At 60.9% G+C, this 26,322-nt stretch carries 28 protein-coding genes and 1 tRNA gene; 11 read left to right on the plus strand and 18 right to left on the minus strand.

Annotated elements, in window-relative coordinates; all coding sequences use genetic code 11:
• Position 1: 1 nt before the first annotated feature.
• From sufB to ACN0SC_RS06680, 3 genes are read right to left on the minus strand one after another with little or no spacing between them, the layout of a single operon-like run.
• Positions 2–1,522 carry a Fe-S cluster assembly protein SufB gene (gene sufB / locus ACN0SC_RS06670; protein ID WP_417248878.1) on the minus strand — a complete coding sequence of 507 codons (1,521 nt, stop codon included), beginning with the start codon at positions 1,520–1,522 and terminating at the stop codon, positions 2–4.
• Between the two features lie 57 nt (positions 1,523–1,579).
• Positions 1,580–2,647, minus strand: coding sequence for a cysteine desulfurase family protein (locus ACN0SC_RS06675; protein ID WP_417248879.1), 1,068 nt, complete (start codon positions 2,645–2,647; stop codon positions 1,580–1,582).
• A gap of 34 nt (positions 2,648–2,681) precedes the next feature.
• A complete protein-coding gene (locus ACN0SC_RS06680) occupies positions 2,682–3,173 on the minus strand; it encodes an Rrf2 family transcriptional regulator (protein WP_417248880.1) in 492 nt (163 codons plus the stop codon).
• A 313-nt stretch (positions 3,174–3,486) separates the two neighbouring features.
• On the opposite strand from ACN0SC_RS06680, the gene ACN0SC_RS06685 reads away from it, so the two are divergent.
• From ACN0SC_RS06685 to ACN0SC_RS06695, 3 genes are all read left to right on the plus strand, one after another.
• Positions 3,487–4,140 carry an alpha/beta hydrolase gene (locus ACN0SC_RS06685; RefSeq protein WP_417248881.1) on the plus strand — a complete coding sequence of 218 codons (654 nt, stop codon included), beginning with the start codon at positions 3,487–3,489 and terminating at the stop codon, positions 4,138–4,140.
• Between the two features lie 99 nt (positions 4,141–4,239).
• A complete protein-coding gene (locus ACN0SC_RS06690) occupies positions 4,240–4,509 on the plus strand; it encodes a hypothetical protein (protein WP_417248882.1) in 270 nt (89 codons plus the stop codon).
• Between the two features lie 33 nt (positions 4,510–4,542).
• A complete protein-coding gene (locus ACN0SC_RS06695) occupies positions 4,543–5,757 on the plus strand; it encodes an HD domain-containing protein (protein WP_417248883.1) in 1,215 nt (404 codons plus the stop codon).
• Positions 5,758–5,760: 3 nt separating this feature from the next.
• Here ACN0SC_RS06695 and ACN0SC_RS06700 read toward each other — a convergent pair whose 3' ends face one another.
• From ACN0SC_RS06700 to ACN0SC_RS06715, 4 genes are all read right to left on the minus strand, one after another.
• A complete protein-coding gene (locus ACN0SC_RS06700; protein ID WP_417248884.1) occupies positions 5,761–6,189 on the minus strand; it encodes a PaaI family thioesterase in 429 nt (142 codons plus the stop codon).
• Positions 6,190–6,355: 166 nt separating this feature from the next.
• Positions 6,356–7,837: a carboxypeptidase M32 gene (locus ACN0SC_RS06705; protein ID WP_417248885.1), complete on the minus strand. Its 1,482-nt coding sequence runs from the start codon at positions 7,835–7,837 to the stop codon at positions 6,356–6,358.
• Between the two features lies 1 nt (position 7,838).
• Positions 7,839–8,984, minus strand: a complete 1,146-nt coding sequence (ctaA, locus tag ACN0SC_RS06710; RefSeq protein ID WP_417248886.1) for a heme A synthase — start codon at positions 8,982–8,984, stop codon at positions 7,839–7,841.
• 117 nt (positions 8,985–9,101) lie between these two features.
• On the minus strand, positions 9,102–9,872 hold the full coding sequence (locus tag ACN0SC_RS06715) for an RNA methyltransferase (protein ID WP_417248887.1): 771 nt from the start codon (positions 9,870–9,872) through the stop codon (positions 9,102–9,104).
• A 125-nt stretch (positions 9,873–9,997) separates the two neighbouring features.
• Between ACN0SC_RS06715 and ACN0SC_RS06720 the strand changes: the two genes are divergently transcribed.
• Positions 9,998–10,624, plus strand: a complete 627-nt coding sequence (locus tag ACN0SC_RS06720; protein WP_417248888.1) for a thiamine phosphate synthase — start codon at positions 9,998–10,000, stop codon at positions 10,622–10,624.
• A 3-nt stretch (positions 10,625–10,627) separates the two neighbouring features.
• Here ACN0SC_RS06720 and ACN0SC_RS06725 read toward each other — a convergent pair whose 3' ends face one another.
• From ACN0SC_RS06725 to ACN0SC_RS06735, 3 genes are all read right to left on the minus strand, one after another.
• Positions 10,628–11,473, minus strand: coding sequence for a lysophospholipid acyltransferase family protein (locus ACN0SC_RS06725; protein WP_417248889.1), 846 nt, complete (start codon positions 11,471–11,473; stop codon positions 10,628–10,630).
• Entirely contained in the window at positions 11,470–12,249 is a 780-nt protein-coding gene (locus ACN0SC_RS06730) for a GNAT family N-acetyltransferase (protein ID WP_417248890.1), read from the minus strand. The genes ACN0SC_RS06725 and ACN0SC_RS06730 overlap by 4 nt, the downstream gene beginning before the upstream one ends.
• Positions 12,250–12,464: 215 nt before the next feature.
• Positions 12,465–12,653, minus strand: coding sequence for a DUF3553 domain-containing protein (locus ACN0SC_RS06735; protein ID WP_417248891.1), 189 nt, complete (start codon positions 12,651–12,653; stop codon positions 12,465–12,467).
• A gap of 46 nt (positions 12,654–12,699) precedes the next feature.
• Between ACN0SC_RS06735 and ACN0SC_RS06740 the strand changes: the two genes are divergently transcribed.
• Positions 12,700–13,302: a histidine phosphotransferase family protein gene (locus tag ACN0SC_RS06740; RefSeq protein WP_417248892.1), complete on the plus strand. Its 603-nt coding sequence runs from the start codon at positions 12,700–12,702 to the stop codon at positions 13,300–13,302.
• A 72-nt stretch (positions 13,303–13,374) separates the two neighbouring features.
• Here the strand turns inward: ACN0SC_RS06740 and ACN0SC_RS06745 are convergent, their stop codons facing one another.
• From ACN0SC_RS06745 to ACN0SC_RS06775, 7 genes are all read right to left on the minus strand, one after another.
• Complete coding sequence (locus ACN0SC_RS06745; protein ID WP_417248893.1) at positions 13,375–14,643, minus strand: glutamate-5-semialdehyde dehydrogenase; 1,269 nt, start codon at positions 14,641–14,643, stop codon at positions 13,375–13,377.
• A gap of 36 nt (positions 14,644–14,679) precedes the next feature.
• Positions 14,680–15,780: a glutamate 5-kinase gene (gene proB / locus ACN0SC_RS06750; protein ID WP_417248894.1), complete on the minus strand. Its 1,101-nt coding sequence runs from the start codon at positions 15,778–15,780 to the stop codon at positions 14,680–14,682.
• Complete coding sequence (gene obgE, locus ACN0SC_RS06755; protein ID WP_417248895.1) at positions 15,768–16,817, minus strand: GTPase ObgE; 1,050 nt, start codon at positions 16,815–16,817, stop codon at positions 15,768–15,770. Before obgE ends, proB begins: the two co-directional genes overlap by 13 nt.
• A 250-nt stretch (positions 16,818–17,067) precedes the next feature.
• Entirely contained in the window at positions 17,068–17,622 is a 555-nt protein-coding gene (locus tag ACN0SC_RS06760) for a GNAT family N-acetyltransferase (protein WP_417248896.1), read from the minus strand.
• Between the two features lie 250 nt (positions 17,623–17,872).
• A complete protein-coding gene (gene rpmA, locus ACN0SC_RS06765) occupies positions 17,873–18,142 on the minus strand; it encodes a 50S ribosomal protein L27 (RefSeq protein WP_417248897.1) in 270 nt (89 codons plus the stop codon).
• A 22-nt stretch (positions 18,143–18,164) separates the two neighbouring features.
• Positions 18,165–18,806, minus strand: coding sequence for a 50S ribosomal protein L21 (locus ACN0SC_RS06770; RefSeq protein ID WP_417248898.1), 642 nt, complete (start codon positions 18,804–18,806; stop codon positions 18,165–18,167).
• Positions 18,807–19,137: 331 nt separating this feature from the next.
• On the minus strand, positions 19,138–20,019 hold the full coding sequence (locus ACN0SC_RS06775) for a DUF2059 domain-containing protein (protein WP_417248899.1): 882 nt from the start codon (positions 20,017–20,019) through the stop codon (positions 19,138–19,140).
• A 196-nt stretch (positions 20,020–20,215) separates the two neighbouring features.
• Between ACN0SC_RS06775 and ACN0SC_RS06780 the strand changes: the two genes are divergently transcribed.
• Positions 20,216–20,305: transfer RNA gene (locus ACN0SC_RS06780), tRNA-Ser, on the plus strand.
• Positions 20,306–20,438: 133 nt separating this feature from the next.
• Here ACN0SC_RS06780 and ACN0SC_RS06785 read toward each other — a convergent pair.
• Entirely contained in the window at positions 20,439–21,386 is a 948-nt protein-coding gene (locus ACN0SC_RS06785) for an aldo/keto reductase (RefSeq protein WP_417248900.1), read from the minus strand.
• Positions 21,387–21,654: 268 nt separating this feature from the next.
• On the opposite strand from ACN0SC_RS06785, the gene ACN0SC_RS06790 reads away from it, so the two are divergent.
• The 5 genes from ACN0SC_RS06790 (at position 21,655) to ACN0SC_RS06810 (ending at position 26,248) form a co-directional block, all read left to right on the plus strand.
• Positions 21,655–22,428: an ATP-binding cassette domain-containing protein gene (locus ACN0SC_RS06790; RefSeq protein ID WP_417248901.1), complete on the plus strand. Its 774-nt coding sequence runs from the start codon at positions 21,655–21,657 to the stop codon at positions 22,426–22,428.
• Positions 22,421–23,410, plus strand: a complete 990-nt coding sequence (locus tag ACN0SC_RS06795; RefSeq protein ID WP_417248902.1) for an ABC transporter permease — start codon at positions 22,421–22,423, stop codon at positions 23,408–23,410. The genes ACN0SC_RS06790 and ACN0SC_RS06795 overlap by 8 nt, the downstream gene beginning before the upstream one ends.
• A 63-nt stretch (positions 23,411–23,473) precedes the next feature.
• Positions 23,474–24,385: a sugar ABC transporter substrate-binding protein gene (locus ACN0SC_RS06800; protein ID WP_417248903.1), complete on the plus strand. Its 912-nt coding sequence runs from the start codon at positions 23,474–23,476 to the stop codon at positions 24,383–24,385.
• Between the two features lie 57 nt (positions 24,386–24,442).
• Complete coding sequence (locus tag ACN0SC_RS06805) at positions 24,443–25,471, plus strand: zinc-binding alcohol dehydrogenase family protein (protein WP_417248904.1); 1,029 nt, start codon at positions 24,443–24,445, stop codon at positions 25,469–25,471.
• Positions 25,472–26,248, plus strand: coding sequence for an SDR family NAD(P)-dependent oxidoreductase (locus ACN0SC_RS06810; protein ID WP_417248905.1), 777 nt, complete (start codon positions 25,472–25,474; stop codon positions 26,246–26,248).
• Positions 26,249–26,322: the final 74 nt, after the last annotated feature.

Genomic DNA, 26,322 nt, shown 5'->3' on the forward strand with positions numbered 1-26,322 from the left:
GTTAACCCACCGAGCCTTCAAGGGAGATCGCGACAAGCTGCTGCGCTTCCATGGCAAACTCCATCGGCAGCGCCTGCAACACGTCCTTACAGAAGCCGTTGACGACAAGCGCCGTGGCCTCCTCCTCGTCCATGCCGCGCTGGCGGCAGTAGAAGAGTTGATCCTCGTCCACCTTCGACGTGGTGGCCTCATGCTCGACGCGGGACGAATTGTTCTTCACCTCGATGTAAGGCACGGTATGCGCTCCGCAATCGGAGCCAATGAGCAAGCTGTCACACTGGGTAAAGTTACGCGAGTTCTTCGCCTTCGGGTGCATGGAGACCTGACCGCGGTAGGTGTTCTGCGCCTTGCCCGCCGAGATACCCTTGGACACGATCCGCGAGCGGGTGTTCTTGCCCAGATGGATCATCTTCGTGCCCGTGTCGGCCTGCTGGTAGTTGTTGGTGATGGCAATCGAGTAGAACTCGCCTTGGCTCTCATCCCCGCGCAGGATGCATGACGGGTATTTCCACGTCACCGAGGAGCCCGTTTCCACCTGCGTCCACATCACCTTGGCCCGATCACCACGGCAATCGGCGCGCTTGGTCACGAAGTTGTAGATGCCGCCCTTGCCGTTCTCGTCACCGGGGAACCAGTTCTGAACGGTGGAATATTTCACCTCCGCGTCGTCCATGATGACGATCTCGACCACCGCCGCGTGAAGCTGTGCGATGTCGCGTTGCGGCGCGGTGCAGCCCTCAAGGTAGGAGACATAGGCCTCCTTGTCACAGATGATCAGCGTGCGCTCGAACTGGCCCGTGTTCTCCGCGTTGATGCGGAAATAGGTGGACAGTTCCATCGGGCAGCGCACACCCGGCGGCACGTAGACGAAAGACCCGTCGGAAAAGACCGCCGAATTGAGCGTTGCGTAGTAGTTGTCGGAGACAGGAACGACCGAGCCGAGGTATTTCTTGACCAACTCGGGATGCTCGCGAATGGCCTCCGAGATGGAGCAGAAGATCACACCGGCCTTCTTGAGTTCCGCTTGGAAGGTCGTGCCGACAGACACGGAGTCAAACACCGCGTCCACGGCCACCTGACGCTCTGCATTCGGGTCGATTTCCTCGGCCCCTTCGACGCCCGCAAGGATCATCTGTTCCTTTAGAGGAATGCCGAGTTTCTTGTAAGTTTCCAACAGCTTGGGATCGACGTCGTCGAGCGACTTCGGCTTTTCGATCATCGACTTGGGACGGGCATAGTAATACTGGTCCTGAAAATCGATTTCGGGATAGTCGATCATCGCCCAATCGGGTTCCTCAAGGGTGAGCCAACGGCGATAGGCTTCAAGGCGCCATTCGGTCATCCATTCGGGTTCTTCGTTCTTGGCCGAGATCAGACGCACGATATCCTCGGTCAGCCCTTTGGGGGCGTATTCCATTTCGATATCGGTGTCCCAGCCGTATTTATACGTGCCTGCCAGAGATTTGACCGCCTCGACGGTCTCCTCTTCAACACCTTCTTTGACCTGAATGTCATCCACCATGGATGCCTCCTTCGTGTGCGTTTCGCGCGTGTTGCCCGCGCGGTTTTCTATTCTGTCTCACGCCGCGCGCATTTTGCGGGCGTAGGCGGCCAGCCATGCATCGGCAAACCGCTCAATCTCTTCCATCGTCGTCTCGGGACCAAGGGAGACCCGCATCGCGCAGGCCGCTTGCTCGTCCGTATATCCCATAGCGACCAGAACCTTGGACGCCTTGACCTTGCCGCTTGAACAGGCCGATCCCGCACTGACCGCAAAGCCCGCGAGGTCCATCTGCATCACCTGCGTCTCGCCCTTCCAGCCTTCGGTGACGATACTGGCCACGTTCGGCAGGCGCTTGTCCGCACCCTTCCCTACACAGATGGGGCCAGTTGTCTCCGCCTCAAGGCGCGCTTCGAGATAATCGCGCATTTCCGCTACGCGTTCCCAAACCCCGTCCGCAAGCATCTGCGCCGCCCGCTCGGCGGCTGCACCAAACCCCGCGATACCGATCACGTTTTCCGTGCCCGAACGGCGTCCCATTTCCTGACCGCCGCCCTTGATCGTCGCCGCCACATCAAACCCCTGCTTGAGCACCAGCGCGCCGATCCCTTTGGGACCGCCGATCTTATGCGCAGAGATCATCGCCATATCGCAGCCAAGCCAGTTGAAGGCCACGGGGATCTTGCCAAAACCCTGCGTTGCATCGCACAGCGCCAACCCTTGCGGCAGGTCTTGCACCACGCCCGTCTCGGAATTGGCCAGTTGCAGTGCACTTGTCGCGGGATCGCCCACCGTCACACGACCCTTGGCATCGACAGGCAGATCAGCCACGCCCCACGCCGTCACCGCCTCGTGTTCGATCCCCGCGCAGTGCAATTCCCGCCCCGCCATCGCAAGGCCCGCCGCCTCCGTCGCGCCAGAGGTAAAGACGATATCCGCCCCGCTCGCACCGAAAGCTTCCGCCACCTGCGCCCGCGCGGCCTCGATCAACCCCTTGGCCGCACGCCCCTCGGCATGGACGCTCGACGGGTTGCCCACCACATCCATCGCCGCAATCATCGCCTCACGCGCCGCAGCCGTCAGCGGCGCGGTGGCGTTGTGGTCGAGATATATGCGCGATTTGGGCACGCGGGCTCCTTTGCTCATGACCCGCAGGTCGTTGTTATCGTCGTCGAAATCGTCAGGCGTCAGTGGCGGCCGTGTCTGGTGCAGGTGACTCGTCTACCACCTCGAACAGATGCGGCACCGCAGGACAGGGGCGCAACTCGTTCTCGATCACATCCGAAAGCCGCGTCTGATGGAGGAAGACATAGACATGCGCCGAAAGCCCTTCCCACAGACGGTTGGTCATCGACTGCGCGCGACTGCCCGACACACCGCCTGAAGCGCCCGCGCCCGTGTGCATAGCCGAAACGGTCTCGTCCACCGCCTCCATGATATCGGAGACGCGGATCTCGGACGCAGGGCGCGCCAGCTTGTAGCCGCCACCTGGTCCACGCACGGATGTAACCAGTTCAGCACGGCGCAATTTCACAAAGAGCTGTTCGAGATAGGGCAGCGAGATGTCCTGACGCTTGGAAATCTCCGCCAGCGACAGCAATTGGCCCGCCTTCAGAAGCGCCAGATCGGCCAGTGCGACCATCGCATAGCGTCCCTTCGTAGATAGCTTCATTGCCCTATCCTTTCCAAAGCCCCGCCAAAGCAGTCAATTTAACACGCAAAACCGCGCAAATACATTGACGTAGGCGGCGCGCGGCCTTACCTCCATACCACTCACATGTGGCATGTGTTCGGGTAATTTAGAATGCTTCTAAGTAATCCGAGCAATTCCGTCAATTATAAAGCGGCGCGCCCGCATGTGCGAGTGCAAAAAGAATGCTGCAAGGGGAAATGCGTCGACGCGCCCCTAAGGCCCCAACCCGACCGCCCCGCCTCATGCGGATGCGACGAACGGGGCCGATGCGAGATGAGGAGACAGGGACGACATGCCCGAAGTTATTTTTCCCGGCCCCGAAGGCCGCCTGGAAGGCCGATACCACCCGCAAGCCGCCAAAGACGCACCAATCGCCATCATTTTGCACCCCCACCCGCAATTCGGCGGCACGATGAACAACCGTGTGGTCTACAACCTGCACTATGCCTTCCACAACATGGGCTTCACCGTGCTGCGCTTCAACTTCCGTGGTGTGGGCCGCTCGCAAGGTGAATACGACCAAGGTGTGGGCGAACTGTCTGATGCCGCCTCCGCGCTCGACTACCTGCAATCGCTCAACCCCAATGCCAAACATTGCTGGGTCGCGGGGTTCTCGTTCGGCGCATGGATCGGGATGCAACTGCTGATGCGTCGCCCCGAGATCACGGGCTTCATCTCGGTCAGCCCGCCTGCGAACATGTATGACTTCTCCTTCCTCGCCCCCTGCCCGTCGAGTGGCCTGATCATCAACGGCACCGCCGACCGCGTTGCCCCGCCCAAGGACACCCAAGGGCTGGTGAACAAGCTCCACGAGCAAAAGGGCATCACCATCACCCACGAGGAAGTCGAGGGCGCGGGACACTTCTTTGAAGATCCGCATATGGATACCATGATCAACAGCGTGGACACCTACGTGCGCCGCCGCCTGACCGAGAACACGCGCTAAGCGCCCCTCGGACAGATCGTAAAATCCTGCTGATCGGCGCACCCGCGCCGCAGCACCACAACACCAAAGACGACGATATCGAAGACGGAGACCGACCCCATGGGGATCATGGAAGACCTCGCCGACAAAATCGCCCAAGACACCATCGACGCGCTCGACGTGATCGAGGATGAGGAGTTGATTCAGGACGTGGCCCGCGTGATCGGCGCCTCCTCTGTGACGACGCAGGAAGCCTTCCTGACGGCCGTGCGCGTGCGCCTCTCGGTCAAACGCGCCTCCGATTATCTCGCCAATCGTGTGAAAGAGGCCAAGTTGGGACTGGAGGCCTCCGCGCCGCCGCCCTCCGAGGACGATGACATCCAATATTGAGGCTCCTATGCGGGTCACATTGAAAGCACCCTAATGAGCCAATCCGACCTTGCGACCCCCGACGTCATGACCGCCAATCTCACGGCTCCCGACATTGAACACTGCCTGAGCTTCCTGATCGAGGCCGATGCGCTCAAATCCGTGCTGCGCGCCAATCAGCTCATGGACCGCACACGGTTCGAGAACTCCGCCGAACATAGCTGGCACGCCGCGCTGGCCGCATTGATCTATGCCCCGTTGGCGGGCGCGGATGTGGATATTGCCCGCGCGATCGAGATGCTCATTGTCCATGATCTTGTCGAGATCGACGCGGGCGACCATCCGATCCATATCTCCCACGATCCTGCCTCCGTCCGCGCCTTGGAAGATGCCGCCGCCGACAGGCTCTTCGGCCTCCTGCCTGCCGAGATCGGAACGCGCCTTCGCAGCACTTGGGAGGCCTTCGAGGCGATGGACAGCCCCACGGCGCTCTATGCCAAATCCATCGACTTCCTCACCCCCGCGCTGCAATCCATCGGTGCGCCCGAGCAACTCGACGAGGAACGCGCCATCGTGGAGGCAAATCTGCGACAGGGTCGCGCCTCGCGCATCGCCCCGAACCTGCCCGCGCTTTTCGAGTTCACGCTGGCCAGCTTCGAGGGTCGCGCCACCGATCCCGTGATGCAGGCGCGTTTCGATTTCTGGTGCGAGGCCGACCGCCTGAAAACCGTTCTGCGCGCCACGCCGATCATGGACGGATCGCGCCCCGAAAACTCCGGCGAGCATAGCTGGCACGTCGCACTCTGGGCGCTGACCTTCGCCCCGCTTGCTGAAAAGAATGTGGATATCGCGCGGGTGATCTCCATGCTCCTGCTGCACGACATTGTGGAAGTGGACGCGGGCGACCATCCGATCCACGGCCATGTGACGCCTGAAGCCCTCGCCGCCCAAGATGCCGCCGAACAGGCCGCCGCCGACCGTCTCTTCGGCCTTTTGCCCGAGGGAGAAGGTGCGGCACTGCGTGCGATCTGGGAAGAGTTCGAGGCGGCCGAAACACCCGCCGCCATCTTCGGAAAGTCCATCGACCGCGCCCAGCCTGTGCTGCACAACCTCGTCAATGACGGTGGATCGTGGCGCGTCTATTCGGTCACGCTGGCGCAGATCGACACGCGTGTGGGCGTCAAGGTCGCACGCGGTGCCCCTGCCCTCTGGCCCGTTATCCGCGAGCGGATCACGCCGTGGTTCGCAGCCAATGCACTTGCCGATTGAGGCTCACCGTTCTGGCGGGATCGCGTAGGTCATCTGCGCCTGCGCCAGCACCTCATCGGCACCCGCATTGCGCAGCGCCACCGAGCAAACCGCCAGCCGCTTGCCCAGTTTCAGCACTTCCGCCCGCGCCTCTATCGGCGTCTCTGCGCTCGGCTTGCGCATGAAGTCGATATGCGCCCCCGTCGTCACGGCGAGCGCCACGGGACCGATCCGCGACAGGATGGCGAAGTAGACCGCCACATCGGCCAGCATGAACATCGACGGCCCCGACACCGTGCCGCCGGGTCGCAGGTGCCGCGCATCGGGTGTGAGCCGAAGCGTCACCCCGCCCGCATCCGCCGCCACCACATCCATCACATCGGCCACCTGTGCAAACTCGCGGGCCATGAATGCGTCGAGCGCGGCTTTGTCCATTTTCAGCGTCTGGGTCATAGGATCACCTGCTCCCCCTCATGTCATCCACGCACCACAATGCCGCCCGTCAGGACGCAGGACAAGGCTTTGGCGCGGCCGTTTTCAACCGCGGCACCGCGCCTGCCCGTGCCAGACGTTTGCCCGACAAATGTCCGACGGATAGCCGACACGCCTTTTCGCAGGATCAGAAGCCGTAGATCGCGCCGAATTTCTCTTCGAGATAATCGAGCAGCGGCACTTCCGAGGGCGCAAATCCGCAGGCATGTTCGATGGTCTCGCGCGGTGTGCGCAGCCCGCCGTGGCGTTGCAGATTTTCGCGCAGCCACCCCGTCGCAGCCCCCGTCTCGCCCTTGGCCAGATCAGCGTCCAGATCGGGCAACGCGCCGCGCATCGCCTGATGCAGACAGCCCGCGTAGACATTGCCGAGACTGTAGGTCGGGAAGTAGCCGAACAGCCCGACAGGCCAATGCACATCCTGCAAACAGCCGTTGGCAATCGTGTCCACCTTGACCCCGAAATCCGCCTCGAACCGCGCGTCCCACGCCTCTGGAAGATCGGCAATTTCAAGCCGCCCCGCGATGATGTCACGCTCCAGATCGAAGCGCAAAAGGACGTGAAGGTTATACTGCACCTCGTCGCTTTCGGTGCGGATATAGCCCGGCGTGACACGGTTCACGGCGGCGAAGAATGCCTCCTCGCTGTCGATACCCAGATCACCGAAGGTGTCGCGCATCCGCCCGTAGAGATAGCCCGTGAAGGCCCGCGAACGGCCCAGCTGGTTTTCGTAGATACGGCTCTGGCTCTCATGCACACCCATCGACACGCCTGCGCCAAGCGGCGTCAAAAGGTAAGCGTCATCAATGCCTTGCTCGTAGCAGGCATGGCCGACCTCGTGGATTGTGGAATAGAGGCAGTTGAAGGGATCGCTCTCGTTTGTGCGCGTAGTGATGCGCACGTCCTGACCCGAGCCCGAGGAGAAGGGATGCACCGCCTTATCGATGCGTCCTTGCGAGAAATCATAACCGAAGGTGCGGGCAACCTCCTCCGAGAGTGCCAGTTGTTTGGCTTCGTCGAACGTGCCGCTGACACCCTTGGGCTGGTCGGCACCGAGGATCTTGTCGCGCAGCGCCACCAGACGTGGACGCAGCGCGCCGAACATCGCGTCGAGTTCCGCACCCGACGAGCCAGGTTCATAGTCCTGATGCAGCGCGTCCCAGAGGTCCATCTCAGTCCCCTCGGCCAGTGCGGCGGCCTCCTCGCGGCGCAGACGGACCACCTCTTCGAAGGTCGGTGCGAAATGGGCGAAGTCGCCCTTGGCCCGCGCCTCGGCCCAGATGCCCTGCGCCATCGATGTGACCTTCGCCAGCTCAGCGGCCAGACGTGCGGGCACCTTGGTGTTGCGGGCGTAAGAGCGGCGGATGTGACGCATCTGCGCCTGCCCGACCGTGTCCAACGTGGTGTCGTCAATTGCGTCGAGCCATTCGCCCAGACGCGGATCAACACGACGCGCGTGCAGCACGCTTTCCAGCGCCGCAAACTCCTCGCCCCGTTGCTCCACCGCCCCGCGCGGCATCACGGTTTCCTGATCCCAACCAAGCCGCCCCGCGATCTGCGCAAGCGCCTGCGTCTCGCGATCAAAGGCCATCAAGTCATCATAAGCAGTCATATCAAAGCCCCTCTCGGACGGATTGTTGCGGCGCGTAACGGCTCATAAACCGCGCGCGCAGGATCAAGACGAAGAGCGCCACCGCGCCCACTTGGTGCGCCAGACCGAGGGCCAGAGGCGCCCCTTTGAGCACCGTGACAATGCCCAGCACCACTTGCAAAAACAGAACCGCCCCCATCAGGTTGAACGCGCCAGCCGTGGTGCGGTTGGCCGATTTGCGCCCCTTGAGCCAGACGGCAACGCCGAAAGCAAAGAGCAGGTATCCCGCCATGCGATGCATGAATTGCACGGTCGCCGCGTTTTCAAAGAAATTGCGCCAAAGCGGTGTCAGCTCGAAAGGATCGGGTGGCAACACCTGCCCGCCCATCAAAGGCCAGTCGGTATAGCCGCGCCCTGCGTCAATCCCCGCGACCAGAGCGCCGAGCAGGATTTGCAGGAAGGCAAAATGCAACATCCCCGTGGACATGCCAAAGAGCTTCGCATCGCCCGACCGCCGTGCCTGCATCAACTCCGCCTCGGTGCGACCAAGCAGGAAGACATACCACGCGATGAAACCGAGGATCACAAAAGCCAGACCAAGGTGCGTGGCAAGGCGGTAGGAGGCAACATCAAGCATCTCGCCCTCAAGGCCGCTGGACACCATCCACCAGCCAATCGCGCCCTGAAGCCCGCCAAGCGCACCGATCAAAAGCAGGCGCGAATGCCACCCCGCAGGCACCTTGCGCGCCAAGGCAAAGCCCGCGAACCCAAGCGCCCAGACAAGACCGATCACACGGCCCAACTGGCGATGGCCCCACTCCCACCAGTAGATCGACTGGAATTCGGAGAGAGACATGCCCTCGTTTTGCAACTGGTATTCAGGGATTTGCTGGTATTTCTCGAACTCCGTCTGCCATGCCTCATGCGACATCGGCGGCAGCGCGCCCGTGACAGGTTTCCATTCGGTGATCGAAAGCCCTGAATCGGTGAGCCGCGTCAGACCACCAACGGCAATCATCAGCATCACCAGAGCGAAAAGCACCATGAGCCACAGGCGAATGCCGCGCCGTGCGCCCTTGCCCCCCTTCTCGATCAACCCGCCACTCACGGGTGTCGATTGCTTTTCGGTCGTTGCGACCTCTTCGAAAATCGAGCGTTTCTGCGCCATGGGAGACCCCTGTCGTTGATTGCCTGAGAACCTATGCAGCGGCTCGGACAAGGGCAAGCGCATTGCCGCTTTTTCTTGGTGCAAACGGCCCTTGCGGCCTGCGACACGGGCGCGCGTCTAGCTGCGATCCTTCCAGCGTTTCATCTGGCGCATCATGCCGTGGAAAACCGCCACGTCCGATTGCGTGAGCGGCATACGGCTCCACAGGTTCCGCAGCACCGCTTTCATGCTGGCGGCCTTATGTTCGGGGAAGAAGAACCCCGCCTGATCGAGCATCTCCTCGTAGTGATCGCCCAGCTTCTGCACCTCGATATTGGAGGCCCAGTCCGTCTTGGCCATCTCGACCACTTCAGGCACGACATCGGCGGTCTGACGTTGCCACTCGTAGGCATTGAGCAGAACGGCCTGCGCGAGATTCAGCGAGGGGAAATCGGGATTCACGGGCACGGTGATAATCGCATTGGCCAGAACCACATCGTCATTTTCTAGCCCCGCACGTTCGGGACCGAAAAGCACGCCGACCTTGCCGCCCTGCGCCACGATTGCGCGGGCGTGTTCCATCGCGCGTTCGGGGCTCATGACGGGCTTGGTGATTCCGCGCATCCTTGCGGTGGTGGCAAAGACATAGTCGCAATCGGCCACCGCCTCGCGAACGCTGTCGAAATGCCCCGCCTCATCAAGAAGCCGCCCTGCACCGCTGGCCATCGCCACGGCCTTCTCATTGGGCCAGCCGTCACGCGGGGCCACCACGCGCATTCGGTCGAGGCCGAAATTCCACATCGCACGCGCCGCGCCGCCGATGTTCTCACCCATCTGCGGGCGCACGAGAACGAAGGCAGGTGTCGGCCCTGCGGTTACAGGGCTTTGGGCTGCAGGAGCGTCGGTCATGAATGGTCGGCCTTTCACATCAAATGCGGGTTGGGGCCTGATAGGGCGACAAAGCGGCGCTGGCAAGCCTTCCCGCCGCCAAACAAACCCGCTATAGAACGCGAAACTTCAGCCGGAGAGCCGCTATGTCCGACAGTCACGAGAAGCCGCAAATCTATCTGGTCAGCCCCGCCACTATCGACGTGCAGACCTTTCCCGACCGTCTGGCGGCGGTGCTCGACGCCCATGAGATCGCCTGTGTGCGCCTTGCCCTTGCCTCACGCGACGAGGACGAGTTGGGCCGTGCCGCCGATGCCTGCCGCGAGGTCTGTCACGCGCGCGATGTCGCCATCGTGATTGACACCCATGTTGCCCTCGCCGAACGTCACGGGCTTGACGGGGTGCATCTCACTGACGGCGCACGTTCGATCCGCAAGGTGCGCAAGACGCTTGGCGATGACGCGATCATCGGGTGTTTCTGCGGCGCCTCGCGCCATGACGGAATGACGGCGGGCGAGATCGGCGCGGATTACGTCGCCTTTGGCCCTGCGGGAGCCACCGATCTGGGCGACGGGACGCAGGCGGAGAAAGAACTCTTTGCATGGTGGTCGCAGATGATCGAAGTGCCCGTTGTGGCCGAAGGGGCGCTCGACACCGAAACGGTGCGCAACCTCGCACCCGTGACGGATTTCTTTGCCATTGGCGACGAAATCTGGCGCGAAGAAGATGCGGCCAAGGCGCTCGGCGATCTGATCGCGGCGATGGACGCCTGAGCCTTAAGCGCCTTCAAACTCTACGGGAGTGGGCGGCAAGCCTGAGCGCACCGCCACCTCGCAACGACGTGCGAGCTCTTTGCGATCCTTGACCGATGCCACCTCAATGGGGTCGTGGAACGTCACCTCCACCCGTCCCTGCGGCGCGGCCTTCAGCACGTCCATAAGAGACACGCCGAAGTCCATGTCGCCCCACCAGCCATAAAACCGCACATCCTGCCCCTCGGGCGCGATATAGCGCACGGTGACGGGCTGAACCCAACATTCGTGGCGCAACTGGGGATCGAAGAGCGCGGCGAAGAGTGTTGGTTTGAACGGCAGGACGCGCAGGCTGTCCGTGGATGTGCCTTCAGGGAAAAAGAGCAGCTTGTGCCCGAGCTTCAGGCGGTTTTCGAATATCGCCTTTTGCTCAGCGGCATGCGAACGGTCGCGGGTGATGAATACGGTCCCTGCCGCCTTCGCCATCGCTCCGACCCCCGGCCAGTTCGCAACTTCCGCCTTGGAGACAAAGAACACCCTTTGCTCCGCGTTGAGCACGAGAATATCGAGCCAACTTGAATGGTTCGCCACCACGACGCCATGCTGGCGCATTGGGGTGCCCGTCACCGTCAGCCGCAGCCCCAAGAGCCTTAGAGCGTTGCGCGATACGAAACGGGGAAAGACACTCGACCACGGGCGGCGCGCACCGACGAGAAGTCGCTCGATCCCGCGCGTTATGAGCAACAGGATCAGACAGACAACGATCATCAGGAAAAGCGGAATACCCCGCCGCAGCGCGCGCCACGTCCCGCCCCGTGTCGGTTTCGGTCGGGTCGGAGGAATGCGGCTATCCCACAGGGCCCCGCTCACAGGCCCTTCCCGCGGGTATACATCTCGCGCTGGCGCTCCGAGACATTGGCCACGTCGAGAATGAGGCAGACATCCACCGTGTTGAAGGCGTGATCGACAAAAGCCCCCTCGCCCACAGTGCCACCCATCCGCAAGTAGGCCTTGATCAGCGCTGGCACGGAACGCATGGCGCGGGCACGGTCGATCTCATCCTCGGGCACGAGGTCCATGGACTGGAAATGCTCCTCGACCGCACGCACGCGCAGGGCATCCGTTGCAAGATGGCGATGATGGAGCAACGACAACGGCTCGGCCAGCGCCTCTACATCGGTGCCGTGGAAGGAGGCCACGCCGAAGAGAACGTCAAATTCGTTCTCCAACACGTATTTCGCCAGACCGCCCCACATCTTGTAAAGCGCCGTGCCGCCGCGATACTCTTTGGCCACACAGGACCGACCAAGCTCCAGCAGACGCTTGCCCGATGCTTTGAGCGGCGCGAGGTCGTATTCGTCCTCGGTATAGAACCGCCCCAGCACATTGGCCTTTTCATCGGTCAACAGACGGTAAACGCCCACGCATTGCTCCAAAGGGTCATCGGAACGCTTCGGGTCCATCAGCATCAGATGGTCGTAATGTTCGTCAAAGGCGTCGCGCTCGAGGGCAGCCTCATGATCAACCATTTCTCCATCCGACCCCAATTCTTCGACAAAGACACGATACCGCAACCGCTGCGCGGCACGCAGATCGGCCTCGCTCTCGGCAAAACGCAGTTTCAGATCAGTCGCGGGTTCTTTCATATCGGGTCGGTTGTCCTAAAGGTGAGCGGGTCTTAGGGGCTTGTGGCGCCTATTGCAATGGCTGAGCCGCCCCGCGCGACACTGCCGCATCCTTGCAACACCCTTGGTTGGTTGCCACCGCTTAGCGGGACCGCACCAAAATTCCTGTTAAAGAGTCTTGATTTACTCTTCTTACGGTTGTTCAAATATTGCCAGAACACAAGTAAACCGAGCACTCACTCGTAGACAGGATGGACCGCAACACGCTTGCTATCAATCACGACCTTGCCTTCATGTTGGAACATGACCGTCAGCCGCCCGTTGATATTGGACTGCACCTGGCCCAAGCCCCAGTCCGCCTCGCGCGGATGGCGCACCATCTGGCCAGGTTCCAGCATCGCATTAAGATCGTTGGGATCGTGCATATTCTGTCTCGCATTTCCTGTCGCGCTCGGTGAAAGGAACGCTTAAATGGTCAAAGAGCCGATTTCTACCGTCGCCGCCCTGTTGGGCTCACGCATTTGCCACGACCTGATTTCGCCCATCGGGGCCATTTCCAACGGCGTGGAGCTTCTCGGCCTGTCGGGAACGTCCGACACCTCCGAACTTAGTCTTATTTCCGACAGTGTCGACAATGCAAACGCACGGGTGAAGTTTTTTCGCATCGCCTTCGGTCAAGCCAGCGCTGGCCAGTTTTCAAGCAGCGCGGAGATGTCCGCAATCCTAAGCGCACTCGGCACGGCGCGGCTCACCTATAGCTGGGCGGTAACAGGCGACCAATCACGCGACGAGGTCAAGATGGCCGCGCTCATGATGATGTGTCTGGAGACCGCTTTGCCGCGTGGGGGCAAGATCACGGTGGAGCGCAGCGACGACGGTCATTGGTCGGTCTGCGCGCGCGCCGAGCGCCTTGAGCCCGACCCTGCGCTTTGGGCGCGTCTGGGACAAATCACCGATATCGAGGACCTCCGTCCCGCCGATGTGCAATTCTTCCTCGCGCCCGTTCAGGCAGCACTTCTGGGCCGCCGCATTACACACATCGCCACGGAAGGCATGTTGCGCCTTTCTGCGTAGCACAATTGTTCACGTGAATTATCCGGCGCCGCGAGCTTCCCAACGACGCCGTTTCTGTGCCAGATCGTCGCTTCAGGCGCGGGTCGCGCCGTCGGATGTGACGAGGTATTTGAAGGAGGTCAGTTGCTCGGCCCCAACGGGTCCACGTGCGTGCATCTTACCCGTGGCAATCCCGATCTCCGCACCCATCCCGAATTCGCCACCATCGGCAAATTGCGTCGAGGAGTTGTGCATCAGGATCGCACTATCAATCCGCTCGAAGAACCGTGCAACCGCCGCATTATCCTCGGTGATGATGCAATCGGTGTGGCTCGACGAATACTTGCGGATGTGGGCAATAGCGTCATCAAGGCTTGAGACGGTCTTGGCCGCGATGATGCTGTCGAGATACTCGGTGCCCCAGTCGTCCTCACTCGCGGGCACAACCCCGTCGATCTGCTGCAGGGTCGCATCGCCGCGCACCTCGATGCCCTTTTCGACCAGCGCCGCAATCACCGCCGCGCCAAGGTCTTGCGCGATGTCCTCATGGATCAACAGACACTCCGCCGCACCGCAAATCCCCGTGCGCCGCGTCTTTGCATTCACCACCACGTCGAGCGCCTTTTGCGGGTCGGCAGACTTGTCGATGTAGATATGTACGATGCCTTCGAGGTGGGCGAATACTGGCACGCGGGCCTCGCGTTGCACCAGCCCCACAAGCCCCTTGCCACCGCGCGGCACGATCACGTCGATATAGTCGGTCATGGTCAGCAGCTTTTGCACCGCCGCACGGTCGCGGGTCGGAACCCGCTGGATCGCATCTTCGGGCAGACCCGCATCGCGCAGGCCCTTTTGCAGACAAGCATGGATCGCAGCCGAGGAGTGAAAACTCTCCGACCCGCCGCGCAGGATCACCGCATTGCCCGCCTTGAGACAGAGGGCACCCGCATCCGCCGTCACATTCGGGCGGCTTTCATAGATGACGCCAATCACGCCAAGCGGCGTGCGCACGCGTTGGATATGCAGGCCATTGGGACGGTCCCATTCCGCCAGTACCGCGCCAACAGGATCGGGCTGTTCGGCGATGGTGCGCAGACCGTCCATCATGGCGCGAATGCGGTCTTCGTCGAGCATGAGCCGATCCATCATCGCATCGGTCAGACCCTTTTCACGGCCAAAGGCGAGGTCTTTTTCGTTGGCCGCCATGATGTCCTCACGCGCGGCCCAAAGAGCATCCGCCGCCGAGATCAGCGCCGCGTGTTTGCGTTCGGCGCTGGCAAAAGCCAACTTGCCTGCCGCCGCCCGCGCCCGCTCGCCCAGATCACGCATTACCGCGCCAATATCCATATTGTCTGTCGTCATCATCTCAGCCCTGTTTTAAGCCGTATCATCCGTATCCTAGAGCACCATATCGTCGCGATGGACGAGCGCCGCCCGCCCCGCGTAGCCCAGAATACCTTCTATTTCGTCCGTATGCGCACCCTTGATCGCCTCCGCCTCATCGGCCGTATAGCGCGACAGGCCGATGCCAAGACGCGTGCCATCAGGCCCGAGGATCAACACAGGATCGCCGCGTCCGAAAGCGCCAACCACATCCTCAACGCCCGCAGGCAAAAGCGACTTGCCCGCCGAGAGAGCACGCGCCGCACCTGCGTCGATGGTGATTTCACCCTTGGGCTTCATCGCACCGATCCAGTTTTTGCGGGCGTGGACGGGATCACCGAGCGCCTCAAACACAGTCGACCGCGCCCCGCCATGCAAGGCCGCGAGCGGGCGCGTCACTGCGCCTTGGGTAACCGTCATCGCGCAGCCGCCCGCCGTTGCGGTTTTGGCGGCCATCAGCTTCGTCTTCATCCCGCCTTTGGACAGACCTGACACGGGATCGCCCGCCATGGCCTCAATCTCGGGCGTAATCGCGCAGACGCGCGGAATATGGGTGGCGGTCGGGTCCGTGGCGGGGTTGGCCGTATAAAGCCCGTCGATGTCGGAGAGCAGCACCAGATGATCCGCCCCCGCCATCACCGCAATCTGCGCGGCCAGTCGGTCGTTGTCGCCATAGCGGATTTCGTCTGTGGCCACCGTGTCATTCTCGTTGACAATCGGCACGGCCCCAAGCCCCAAGAGTGCCTCCAAAGTGGCACGCGAGTTGAGGTAGCGACGGCGGTCGGCGGTGTCTTCGAGTGTCAAAAGCACCTGCGCCGTGGTGATATCATGCGGCTCCAGCGCCTCCTGATAGGCGCGTGCGAGACGGATTTGCCCCACGGAAGCGGCGGCCTGACTTTGCTCCAGCGGCAGATCACCCGCCGCCAGCCCCAGAATGCCACGCCCCAAGGCAATGGAGCCCGAGGAGACAAGGATCACGCCCACGCCACGGGACCGCATCTCGGCCACATCCTCGGCCAGCCCGTCGAGCCAGTCGCGGCGCAGCTCGCCGCCCTCAACCAAAAGCGCCGAGCCGATCTTTATAACGACCAATCGCGCTGCGTTCAGGGCTGCCACGTCTCGTCCTCCTCCGCGTCCCCTCCTTCGGCCTTTTTGGTGCGAAGGCGGTCCATCGAAATCTCGGCCTTGAGCGCGCGCAGCACGGTTTCGGTGCCCTGCCCTGATACGCCTGACATGGTGTAAACACGGCCACCACTCGCCTCTTGCAAGGCGGCCTGCTTCTCCTCGATCTCCTCGTCGAGAAGGCTGTCCACCTTGTTGAGCACGGTCACGCGGGGCTTGTCGCCAAGCACATCGTTGTAGTTGGAAATCTCGGTGATGATGGTCTGGTAATCCGCGACCACATCTTCAACCGTGCCGTCCACTAGGTGCAATAGCACCGCGCAACGCTCGACGTGGCCAAGGAAGAGGTCGCCAAGACCCCGCCCCTCGGACGCGCCTTCGATCAGGCCCGGAATGTCGGCCACGACAAATTCCGCACCGTCCACACCAACCACGCCCAGATTGGGGTGCAGAGTGGTGAAGGGGTAATCGGCAACCTTCGGACGTGCATTCGAGGTCGCGGCCAGAAATGTCGATTTCCCCGCATTAGGCAGCCCCAAAAGCCCCGCATCCGCGATCAGCTTCAACCGCAGCCAGATGGTGCGATCGAGACCGGGCTGGCCTGGATTGGCCGAGCGCGGCGCTTGGTTGGTGGAGGATTTGAAGTGCAGGTTGCCCCAACCGCCGTTGCCGCCCTTGGCAAGCACCACACGGTCGCCCACCTCGGTGAGATCGGCAAGAACCGTCTCTTGGTCCTCGTCGAGGATCTCGGTACCCGCAGGCACGCGCAGGATGATGTCATCGCCATCCTTGCCCGTACGGTTGTTGCCCATGCCACCCTGCCCGTTCTGAGCAAAGAAGTGCTGTTGATAGCGGAAGTCGATCAGCGTGTTGAGACCGTCCACGGCCACGGCAATCACCGACCCGCCCGTGCCACCGTCGCCACCATTCGGACCACCGTATTCGATGTATTTCTCCCGCCGGAACGACACGCAGCCGTTCCCGCCCGAACCTGAGCGGATGTAGACCTTGGCGAGATCGAGAAATTTCATGTGTATATCCTTGTCTGCCCGCAAAGGGCGCGTTTGGCAGAGATGTATCCCGCGCAGGCCACAAACTCAATGCAGCTTTACTTGTTCGAGATATCACCGCATTCAATGAAAGGTGAAAACCCTGCAGGATCAGGACCAAACGCACTCCCCTCCCGTCAGGTAGAGCACCGACGGAACCTGCGGCTCTTGCAGCAAACACGAATTAAACATGGGGCAAGGCCGCTCAAACGGCCCCGCCCGTCACATCAGGTCAGAGTTTGCGCGTGTAGGTCCATGTTGGAGAGGTACTGCCACGCGAGACGGAATAGGCTTCCGCGTCCCCGAGATATTCAAAACCACAGGCAGTGACGACACGCGCCGAGGCCTGATTGTCCTGAAAGATCGAGGCGAACATCGTCTTTGCCTGCAAGGGGTTGGCCGCCACCAGTGCGCCGAGCGCCGTGCGCGCCAGACCAGTGCCCCAGAAACTCGGCGCAACCCAGAAGGACACTTCGCATTGCTCACGGTCGAGCGGTTTGAGCGTGATGACACCCAGAACTTCGCTCAGCCCCTGAACAGCGCCATCAAGAACCCAGGATTTCGTTTCTGTCTCGGGATCAAGCGCGCGATCGATGAAGGCTTCCGTTGCGCCAGGGGGCAAGGGATGAGGAATCGAGCGCGTGGCATCGGCCACACGTTTGTCACCCGCATAAAGCGCCAGCAAACCCGCATCAGAGGCTCGTGGCGGGCGCAGGGTGAACCGCTCTGTCTCGATCACAGCTTGCGCGCTGTCTTTCTCGGCTGCAGTCACAATGTCCATCGTCATAGTCTAACCTCCTAACACACCCACCATCTAAGGTGGGACGGGCGCAATTGCGACCCTTGGCGGGTATCGGGCACAGGCGGCGCTGCACCACAATCCGCTGGATGTGTCGCGCCGCTTACGGGCGGATCGACCTATATTAGCGGCCCTCAAAGCGGGGCCTGCATGTAGGATACCGCAAGAGTTTGTCCAATACATGAAAGGGGACCGGCTTTCGCCGATCCCCTTGATTTCTTACCGAATTCGGGTCGGCTTACTCAGCGGCCTCCGCCACGGGAAGCACGTCCACGAAGGTACGGTTTTTGAGACCTTTGCGGAAGGTCACTTTACCGTTCGCGGTCGCGAAGATGGTGTGATCCTTGCCAAGGCCAACGCCTTCGCCCGGCCAGAACTTGGTGCCGCGCTGACGCACGATGATGTTGCCAGCAATCGCTGCCTGACCACCGTAGAGTTTGACGCCGAGACGGCGACCAGCGGAGTCGCGACCGTTACGGGATGAGCCGCCTGCTTTTTTATGTGCCATGGTGTTCTCTCCTTAACGTGTCTTATTTGGCCAGTTCTTTGGCCTGTTCAACCCAGCCTTCGCGCTCGATGCGGCCTTTGAAGGACAGTTTCTCGTCCATCTCGGCAATATCGTCAGCGCCCCAAGCAGCGATCTGAGCGAAGGTGGTCACACCAGCTTCGTGCAGTTTCTTCTCAAGTGCGGGACCCACACCGGAGAGTTTCTTGAGATCGTCACCACCTGCGGATTTCGCAGGAGCGGCTTTTTTCTCGGCCTTCGGTGCGGCTTTCTTAGCAGCAGCCTTGGGCGCGGCAGCGGCAACAGCGGCACCCGAAACGGAGCCTGCACCAACGGCAGCTTTGACACCGGACTTGTCGGCGCCTTTTTCGAGAATGTCGGTCACGCGCAGGAGCGTGAGCTGCTGGCGGTGGCCTTTGCGACGCTGCGAGGAGTGCTTACGGCGACGCTTTACGTAGTGGATGAGTTTCTCACCCTTGATCTGGTCGATCACTTCCGCCTGAACAGCAGCACCCTCGACAAGAGGAGCGCCGATGGTGGAGCCGACCATCAGAATCTCGTTGAACTGGATTTTTTCACCAGCTGTGGCCGCAAGCTTTTCCACGCGCAGAACGTCGCCGCTCTGGACTTTGTATTGCTTACCGCCGGTTTTCAGAACCGCAAACATGCAGTCGTCCTTTCCATATACCCGCGTTCTTCGGCCCCGACTGTGTCGGCGTTTGATGCCTCGAACTGCGCGCCCCTCTCTTCGGGGACGAGATTATCATTTGGCTGCCCGCCTGCGCCCTGCGATAAACGCTCGGGCACAAAGAACAACACCCGGTCGAGCCGATCAGCCCACCAGGTGGCGCGTGTATCGTGAATCAGCGCCACCAAGTCAAGCTATTATTGGGGATTGCGCATCGGGCGTAACGGGTCGTGACAGATGTCTCATCCAACACGCGGGTGCTTTAGCCCCCACCTCGGCACAACCCTCGGCATCCTCAAACGCGCGGAAGTTACAATTCCTCGCCGTCAAACTGCGAAAGCAACTGCGCCGTTCCCGCGCCAAGCGCTCTCGAAATATCCGTATAGACCGCATCAAAGGCGGCAAACAGCGCGTAATTCAACTTCTGCCCTGCGGGCGTGCGCGCGAATGCGAGTAGCTCTTCGAACTCGTCATCAGAAAGCGGCTCGTAGGCCAACGTGGAAAACCCGTAAACCCATTCGGACACTTCGGCCCGCACATCGCCCTCGTAGGCCCATATCTCGCGCAGGATGTCCTCGTCGGAAAGAAGACCCTGCTCCTCCCCTGCGCCTCCCTGCGAAAGCGCACTAAGATAGGCGTAATCGGAGGTCATGGCCCCCGCAACATTCATCTCGACCATATCGTAGACTTCGACATAGTCCTCAATCAGCCGCGCCCGCGTGCTATCGGGATCAATCTCTGCCCAAGCCTGCGCCGCCATATCGCGCGCATCATCTCCCGACATGGCGCGGCGGGCATCAAGCTCCAACGTCGAGACCTTCATCCCCAACGGGCTTTCGAAAAAAGCGATCATCGGCACGATATCCGCCCCCTCCAGAGCCGCGGTCAATTCGGCCTGAAAGGCATCCTTCATCGTGTCGTCGCGATAGAGCGCATTGAGCATCGCCGCCCAAGCCGCACGCGGGATCATCGAACCCTGCGCTTCGAAATCGGGCGACACGCTGCGCCCTTCGCTGGCAAGCACCTCGACCATTTCATCCAGACGCATCGCATCAAACAGGGCCTCATACCCCTGCCCCGCGGCCTTTGCAGGACGGGCGATGGCGAAAACCATCAGAGCCGCCATCACCACCGCCAATATCGGTTTGAGACGGTGTAGAGACGAGTGGCGATCAGGCATTGCGCGTGTCATGGGCGTCCTTAAAACATGAAACCAGTGCATAAGAGGTAAACACCCGCCCGTGCTTTGCCAAGCCCGCGCCCGCCCCCACACGAAGATGTGCACCCTCCCGCGCAAACCCGCTCCAACAGCACCCTTTTGAGGATTTTTTCGAAAACCCCTTGCACCCCCCCCGCCACACCGCTAAATCGGCATCCCAGACCCCCGCGGAGAGGTGCCGGAGTGGTCGAACGGGGCGGTCTCGAAAACCGTTGTGGGTGCAAGCCCACCCAGGGTTCGAATCCCTGTCTCTCCGCCACTTCCCCCCGACAGAGTTTTTCTATCTCGCGAAAGCGTAGTGGCTGGAATTGGAACGCGCGACCTCTAGCGGCCTGCGCTCCAACCAAGCGAATTCACCTCTTTAGTCCAGAAGTTTCGATGCGCCGTGACTTTCAAGCGGCGCCTTCAAGTTCGGCCCAAAGCACATCGGGAATATCCGCGCCGAATTGCTGCACGTTACGGGTCAGGGAGCTGACCTTGGCAGTTCCGATGAGCGTCGATGCCACCAACGGATGGCGGTCAGGATAGCGCAGCGCCGCCGCGGCGAGCGGGGTATCATGACGTTTGCAAATCGCCTCCAGTCGCGCGGTGTGGTCAAGGATCTCCTGCGGTGCGGGGGCATAGTTGTAGTGTGCGCCCTCAACTGGACCTGTGGCAAGGATGCCCGAATTGAAGACGCCGCCAATAACAAAGCGAATTCCGTGCTTTTCAGCCATAGGGAACAACCGCGCCGTAGCGGATCGGTCGAGCAAGGTGTAGCGCCCAGCCAGCAAGATCAGGTCGATGGGCATCTTGCCGACCAGCTCTTCACATATCTCCACCGTATTGACGCCCAACCCCACTGCGCCAACCGTGCCCGAGGATTTCAACTCTTCCAGCGCCCGCACGCCGCTATCGAGAAGCTGCGCGCGATGCTCCGCCGTGTCCGTGCCGGCATCGGGATCCCCGATGTCATGGACATAGAGAATGTCGATCCGGTTCAACCCGAGGCGCTGATAGCTGTCTTCCACTGACCGCATGATGCCGTCGTAGGTGAAATCGAAATGCTGACGAAAAGGGAGCGCACTATGAAAGCCGTTCACTTCCGCCGGAGGATTGGCATCGGGGGTCAGAATACGTCCGACCTTAGTCGACAAAACCCACCCGTCGCGATCACGCAGGAAACGCCCCAGACGATGCTCGGAGGCGCCGTGCCCGTAATGCGGAGCGGTATCAAAGTAGCGGATACCCTGATCCCATGCGGAGGTCAGCACCTCCCATGAATCCGCTTCGCTCACAGGACGATAGAGCCCTGCAATCCCTGCGCAGCCAAAAGACAGGCGATGTTTCTCGGTCAGCATTCTATCTCTCCCCTTAAACTTGGCAGTTCGGCAAGGAGCCCCCTGCCCTCGTTTATCTCAAAACAAATTGGACCCGCGCCTCGGACTTGGCCCGCACCAGTGGGGAAGATCGCCGCATGAGCGCCACAGGCAATCAACGCGAACCCTCCCTTTCCAAAATTGTGCTAAATGCAAAAAAAACCTTTGACAAGAATTTTCTGTTCTTTAAGCATTTTAAACCTATTCGCTGCTCTACGCATTGCAGCACGAAAAAACGGGAGGGACCGCAATGGCGGCACAGCCAGTCTTGGAGGCGCGAGGAATATCCAAGCATTACGGGGGCATTGTTGCGCTCGACAATGTGGATCTTACTCTTGAAGAGGGCGAGGTTCTCGCAGTTGTTGGAGACAACGGAGCTGGAAAATCGACACTGATCAAAGCATTAACAGGCGCGATACCCCGCACCAGTGGCACAATTCGCTTCGACGGCAAAGAGGCCCATATCGAGACGCCCACGGACGCCAAGGCGGCGGGCATCGAAACCGTTTATCAAGACCTCGCACTGGTCAACGAAATCCCGATCACCCAGAATGTCTTTCTGGGAAGAGAGATTTTGCGCGACGACTGGCTCGGCCGCTTTTTCGGTGTACTCGACTTCAAAAAGATGGACCGCGAAATCCGCGATCTCTTTGGCAAGCTCGACATCCGCATCACTGACATTTACCGCGACGCGCAAGCCTTTTCCGGCGGACAGCGGCAGGCAGTGGCACTGTCGAAAACAGTCATGTTCGGCAAACGGGTCGCCATTCTCGATGAACCCACGGCCGCATTGGGGGTTCGTGAAAGCCAAATGGCGATGGACCTCGTGCGCTCACTCAAGGATCACGGCCTGTCCGTCATCATGATCACGCACAATATGCAGCACGTCCTGAACTATTGCGACCGCGTGATGGTGCTGCGGCTGGGCAAGCTTACCGCCGTGCGCAAGGTCAGCGAGGTCGACGGTGACACGCTGGTCGGCCTGATTACCGGAACACTGGAAGGAGATGCGGACAATGGCTGACGCAAAAAACAGTTCCAACGCCGTCTCCAACCCTGGTGCGACGTCCCGTTCATTTGATCGTCTGATCCATGAATTTATGCAGATATGGCAGGTCATCGCCGCTTTGGCCCTGATCTACCTCGTGTTTTTCATCCTCTCCCCGCCCTTCCGCAGCTTTGATACATTGCTGTCGATCTTCGGGCAGGCATCAATCCTCGCCGTTCTGGCCTGCGGCACCACAGTGGTGTTGATTTCAGGGGGCCTCGACCTGTCTGTTGGGTCGATCTTTGCCGTTGTCGGTGTCTCTGTCGGCATCCTGCTGGCCGAGATGGAATTGCCAGTCTGGCTCGCAGTGCTCGGTGGGCTCGGCATTGGCGCGGGTCTGGGGGCATTGAACGGCATCGTTCAGGTCGCAACTGGCGTCCCTGCATTCATCGTCACGCTGGGTGGTCTGACCGCCTACAAAGGTCTGGCCGAAATTTTGGCCAGCGGGCGGGATCTGTCGCGCTTCCCTGATGCGTTTCAAACACTGGGCTCGGGCTACGTGGTTCCCATGACAATCATGTTTGCAGCCGCCATCCTGACTGGCCTGTTCCTGACCAAGACCCGCCTCGGGAGTCGCGCCTTTGCCATTGGTGGCAACGAGGAGGTCGCGCGCTTGGCTGGTGTGCCCGTGAAACGCAGCCGTATCTACTACTACATGCTGGGCGGCATGATGGCGGCACTGGCGGCGATCATGGAGGTTTCCAAGCTGAACTTCGCCATGCCCGCCCGTGGCCAGAGCTACGAGCTTTTCGCCATCGCGGCAGTGGTCATTGGCGGCACCAGCCTGTTTGGCGGGCGCGGTGGTGTGGGCAAGACACTGATCGGGATGCTGATCATGCAGACCATCACCGTTGGCCTGTCCTACATGGGTGTAGGCACATCCTATCAGCGCATTGCCATCGGCATCATCATCATCGCCGCCGTCTACTGGGACGTCTGGCGCCGATCCGCGCGGTAGTTCTTCTACCGCGACGAAAGAAGCTCCGCACAAGGAGCACAACCCCAAGGGAGGACCTTGACCATGACACTTAACAAACTGAAGACCGCACTGGCGGCCACCACTCTGACACTGGCCGCGACCACCGCCGCTTTCGCTCAGGACATGCGCATCGCGTATACTGGCTACTCCACCGACAACACTTTCTGGATCGGTGTCGCCAACGCAGCCGCAGCCGAGGCCGAGAATCAGGGTGTGGAATTCATCGACATGACCGCCTCGTCGCCAGATTCCGCGGCACAACGCGACGCTGTGGACCGCGCGATCGACATGGGCGTTGACGGCATCATCATCGGCGCTGTCGACAACCGCGCCTTTGACTCCTCGCTCGACGCGGCCGCCCAAAAAGGCATCGCAGTCGTGGCCGTGGACACCTCCATCGACCATGATCATGTGTCCAGCCTTGTGCAGACCGACAACCTCGCCGCAGCGGGCATCGCGGGCGACTACATCGTGGACCAACTCGACGGCGGCAAGGTGCTGATCCTCGGCGGTTCGGCAGGCCACCAGACTGGCAATGCCCGTCGTGACGGCGTGAAAAATGCGGCCGAAGCAGCAGGTCACGAAGTGATCTTCCAGATTTGTGACTGGCAGGATGCCTGTGCATTCGAGACCGCAACCAACTTCCTGCAATCGGACCCCGAAATCAAAGCCATCTTCTCGGCTTGGGATCCGGGCGCGCTGGCTGCTGTCTCCGCGGCTAAAGCTCTTGGCAAGCTCGACAACCTCGTGATCGTTGGCTTTGACGGCAACCCCGCAAACCTCGTCGCCATCGCCGAAGGCGAACAGGACGCGACAATCAAGCAGGACAACACCCGCATGGGCACCGAAGCGGTTCAAAACCTGCTTAGCGTCATCAAGGGCGAAGAAGCTCCTGCCGTGGTGCCGATCGACGGTATCCTGATCACCTCCGACAATGTGGCCGAATACCAGTAAGCCTACCTCTGGCGGGCGCATCTCGCGCCCGCCACCCCCCTCACAGAAAGACCCACAATGAAGTCCCTCGTTATCGACAAGATCGGCCATACAACCTTCCGCGACATCCCTGCCCCGACCCCTGGCACGGGCGAGGTGTTGGTGGACGTTCGGCATGTGGGGCTTTGTGGAAGCGATCTGAGCACCTTTAATGGCGCCAACCCGCTGGTCGACCTGCCACGCACTCCCGGTCATGAGATCGGTGGTGTGATCCTTGAAACGGGCGCCGATGTGGCCGAGGACTTTGCGCCTGGCTCGCGTGTGGTCGTTATCCCCTACACCACCTGCGGCGAATGTCCTGCCTGCCTCCGTGGCCGCGCCAATGCCTGCCAGTTCAACCAGACACTCGGCGTGCAGCGTGACGGGGGTCTGTGTGATCGCATCGCCCTCCCCGCCGACAGGCTGATCCTCAACGACACGCTACCCGTGCATCATCTGGCACTGGTCGAGCCCCTATCCGTCGGATTCCACGCGGTCTCTCGCGGGCAGGTCAGTACGGATGACACTGTGCTGGTGCTTGGCGGCGGCATGATCGGTGTCGGAGCCATACTGGGCGCGAAAGCGCGCGGTGCGCGGGTCATCGTCAGCGAAATCTCGGCACGGAAATCCGAAACCCTGCGCAAGTTGGGCGCAGAAGCGGTGATCGACCCGACCAAGACCGACCTCGCGCAGGCAGTCGACGAAATCACCGAGGGCCGTGGCGCCGATGTTGTAATTGAAGCCGCAGGCGTGGCCCAGACATTTAGGCTGGCCGTGGACCTCGCGCCGTTCACTGGGCGGATCGTCTATATCGGCTATGCCAAGGGTGAAGTCGCGTATGAGACAAAGTTCTTCAACCTGAAAGAATTGGACATTCGCGGATCGCGCAATGCCACCCGCACCGATTTCGACGCGGTGATCGCCTATCTCGAACAGAACGGCCACCTCGCCAACCTGCTTATTTCCAAGGTCTTTAAATGGGAGGACGCAACGCAGGCCTTCGACCATTGGGTCGCGCACCGTGACGAGACCTTCAAAATCCTTATCGACTTCGGAAAGGACGCCTGAATGACCAGCGACATCCTGAGCCAGACCTACGGGCTACATGGTAAGACAGCACTTGTGACCGGAGGCGGGTCTGGCATTGGCAAGGCCATCGCGTCCTGCCTTGCACAATCTGGTGCCAAGGTCGTGATCGCTGGCCGCCGCGCTGATGTTCTGGAGGCCGCCGCCACCGAGATCGGCCACGGGTGCGAAACCGCCGTTCTGGACGTGACCGACATTGCCGCCCTGCCCGATGCCGAGGCCGCGATTGCCCGCAAATTCGGGACCATCGAAATCCTGATCAACAATGCGGGCAACACGCTGAAGAAACCCTTCGAAGAGTCGGACATGGCCGATTTCGATCAGGTGTTCGACGTGCATGTGCGTGGCGCGCTGGAACTAAGCCGCTGCGTCATCAAGCGTCTGTTGGCCGAAGAGCGCCACGGCTCCATTTCCTTCATCTCGTCCATGACCGCCTATATCGGTCAGCCTCTGGTGCATGGCTACACGATCTCGAAAACGGCAATTGATGGCGTCATTCGCGGCCTCTCCGCAGAATTCGCCGCGCGTGGAATACGGATCAACGGCGTCGCACCTGGCTGGATTGATACCGAGATTTTCCGCAAGGCGACCGACGGCGACCTGCCGCGCAAGCAAAAGATCATGAGCCGTATCCCGATGCAGTCCCTTGGCGAGCCCGAAGATATCGGTTGGGCCTGCGCCTTCCTGTCGTCGCCTGCCGCCAAATACATCAACGGTCAGGTGATCCTTGTCGACGGCGGAGGCGCAACAGGATTCTGAGCCGTCCGCGCCATACAGCCACCTATGGACTTGATCGTTCCTAAAGCGATAGTCTGTGCGCCAATTTGAAAGGC

The sequence above is a fragment of the Celeribacter sp. genome (assembly GCF_048261515.1).
Lineage (GTDB): Bacteria > Pseudomonadota > Alphaproteobacteria > Rhodobacterales > Rhodobacteraceae > Celeribacter.